This is a genomic window from Candidatus Kuenenbacteria bacterium (genome assembly GCA_012797775.1).
Classification (GTDB): domain Bacteria; phylum Patescibacteriota; class Patescibacteriia; order UBA2196; family GWA2-42-15; genus JAAZMX01.
On sequence record JAAZOM010000012.1, the window covers coordinates 1 to 2658 of the forward strand.

Here is a 2658-nt window from a genome sequence, read left to right on the forward strand (position 1 = left end):
AATCCAGGTGGCCGAAAAGGCGGCAATAGCCAAAGCTGAGACCCAACAGGCCAAAGTGGTTTCCACCAAGCCGGACTCGGCCAAAGCTGACTCTACCAACCAGGTGGCTCCGGCGCCGATTCAGACGCCACCGCCGGCCAAGGAGGGGAAGTGATGAAAGTGATGGAACTATTCAAAGCTTATCCGGGCCATCCGGCCTGGATAAACCCGATTCTGGTCAGCGTGATCACTCTGGTGATCTATTGGCTGGGATAGGGAGAGCGTAAAGGCGTTGGTTAGAAGATCAGCGCCTTTTTTATTTTTTGGTGATAAATAAAAAAACCGCCCATTGCCTTTGGTGGCTTTGGGCGGAATGTTACTGTCGGGCTCAATCTTTTCTCCGGAGCTCCAGACGTAGAGCTGGCTCTGGTCCCGGATCGGTAGAGCGTTTTGGCTGTGGCGGTTGCGATCTCGCCATAGCCGCCTGTATTTGGCGCACTACAATCAACCGGCGAAGTTCGCGGCGGTGGGAGTTTCCCAGTCTCCCGACTTCTTCGGCTGTGACGGTCGCGCCGGGAAAAAGATCGCTGATTTTTTTGGCGATCCTTGCCAGGCCAGCTGGCGAGAGAAAATCATTGCTCTCGAGCAGGGCCGTAAGCCGCCGGATCTTTTTTCGATTCATGCTGGCCTCCCCTAGACGCAGATGGGAATTTCATGGTCCCAGCTTGGCTGGGGATCATTGAGAACAGACTCAAGAGTCTGTTCATCCCGGAAATGCTCAAGCTCCCGGCCTTGGTCAGTCGTGTTGCGGGGCAGGTGATTTTCATCTGGCATTGTGAATACCTCCTTTGGTATGATTTTTTGGATGGGGTTTGTTTTTTTAAGAACTAAAAAATATAGCGCAAATGGGCTATTTTGTCAACATCTTATATTTGAGCAACCGAATAAATATAGTTTTTTATTTCTGTTTCAAAGCGTTCTGTAGAGAATTTTTCGGCATGATTTTTGATAAAAACAGAATTATATTTTTCAGGCTGAAAGTGGAGTATCTGATAGGCCAAAGCCTCCCAGGTTTGTTCAGGAAAAAATTCACCAGTTTTGCCCGGGATGATAGTTTCCAAAGCGCCGCCAGCGCCAAAAGCAATAACCGGCCGGCCAGCAGCCATGGCTTCAACAGCGGTAATGCCAAAATCTTCCAGTTGCGGGTGGATGTAGGCCAGACAGTGGCGGTAAAGTTCATTTTTGGCAGAGTCATCGACAGCCCCGAGGAATTTAATGTTTTTGTAGGCCATTTTTTGGAGGCGTTTTTTTTCTGGGCCAGTGCCAAAAATTTTTAATTTAATCCCCAATTTATTAAAGGTTTTAATGGTTAGATCATATTTTTTGTACGCTACCAAGCGGCCGCCAGCGAGGAAATAGTTGTCGATCTTTTCGGAAGGCTCAAAGTCGTGGGTAGCGACTGGCGGGTAGATGACTACGCTGTCCCGGCCGTAATATTTTTGGATGCGTTCTTGGACGGTTTTGGAATTGGCGATAAAATAGTCAACCTGTCTGGCAGAGACAAGATCAAGATGGCGGAGTCGCGGGAGAAACAAGGGGATGAGTTTTTTGACCCAGAAAGGGTAATTCAAATCCTCAACATAAGACAGGTGATCATGCCAGAGATATCTGGTTGGGGTATGACAATAACAAAAGTGGACAGCATCTTTGTTTTTTTTGATATTTTTGGCAAAGGAAGAGGCAGAACTGACGATGATATTGTAGCTATCAAGCTGGTGCGAAGAGGCGGCCTTGGGCATGAGAGTCAGATACCATTGATAATGGCTTTTGGCAAAGGGCATTTTTTGGAGCCAGGAAGAGTATATTTTTTGAGGCGGGAAAATAGAGCCGATTTTCTCGCGGTCATGAAGCATAACAAAAATTGGGCTGTTGGGGAAAACCCGGCCCAAACTTAAAAGAACTTTTTCTGCCCCGCCAAGTTGGACGAGATAGTCGTGGATAAGTGCTATAGACATAGGTATATCTTATCATAAGGCGTGAGGGTAAGGCAAAAAAATAAGAATATAATAAGATGGTAGCCCTTAGAGCTGGCTCAATTTTGTAAATTGAATCAAAGATTTGGTAAAAGGTAAAAGGGTTTTAGCTTTTCAACTAAAAAACTCCGGAGTGGAACCGGAGTTGATGAGTTGATTGTTTTGGGGGTGGATTATTTTTTCTTGATTAGTATGCCTTTGATTCTCCGGCAATCAGTGCTTGAAAAGCCGTGTGCCGCTCTATTTTTTATCAAATTATCGGCCACTTTTTTGGCCTGCCAATCCTTGTATTTATAGCCGGCCATTTCTTTGGTGGTGGCGATTATTTTGTTGCGTTCGGCCGTGGTTATCGAACCTTCTTTTAGAAGAGCTTTTTTTAATTCGGTAATAGTTCGTGGTTGTGGCTGACTGCCTTTGCTTAGATTGGGTTTGGCTGCGTTTGTTTCGGATGAGCCAGACCAACCTCCCCAAAAACCAGATTGTTTTACTGGTGTTTTGTTTGTGTTGGGATTTTTTTGGCCGCTACTAGAGATACCCCAGTCTTTAAAGGCTGTGAAAAGTCCTTTTTTGGGGGGTGAGCTGTAGAGATTCTTTAAAGAATTAGAGCGATCGGGGGTTTGTGCATTTAATTTTTTCGGCGCGTTGG

The 2658-nt window shown here is 46.0% G+C and carries 4 protein-coding genes; 1 reads left to right on the plus strand and 3 read right to left on the minus strand.

What is annotated here, in order from left to right:
- Window positions 1–154 (plus strand): hypothetical protein (locus GYA54_01630; protein ID NMC51410.1); only part of this gene is annotated, 154 nt, incomplete at its 5' end.
- Between the two features lie 213 nt (window positions 155–367).
- Here GYA54_01630 and GYA54_01635 read toward each other — a convergent pair.
- From GYA54_01635 to GYA54_01645, 3 genes are all read right to left on the minus strand, one after another.
- Complete coding sequence (locus tag GYA54_01635; protein ID NMC51411.1) at window positions 368–661, minus strand: hypothetical protein; 294 nt, start codon at window positions 659–661, stop codon at window positions 368–370.
- Window positions 662–905: 244 nt separating this feature from the next.
- Complete coding sequence (locus GYA54_01640) at window positions 906–1994, minus strand: glycosyltransferase family 4 protein (GenBank protein NMC51412.1); 1089 nt, start codon at window positions 1992–1994, stop codon at window positions 906–908.
- Between the two features lie 191 nt (window positions 1995–2185).
- Window positions 2186–2658: hypothetical protein (locus GYA54_01645; GenBank protein ID NMC51413.1), on the minus strand; the 473-nt coding region annotated here is incomplete at its 5' end.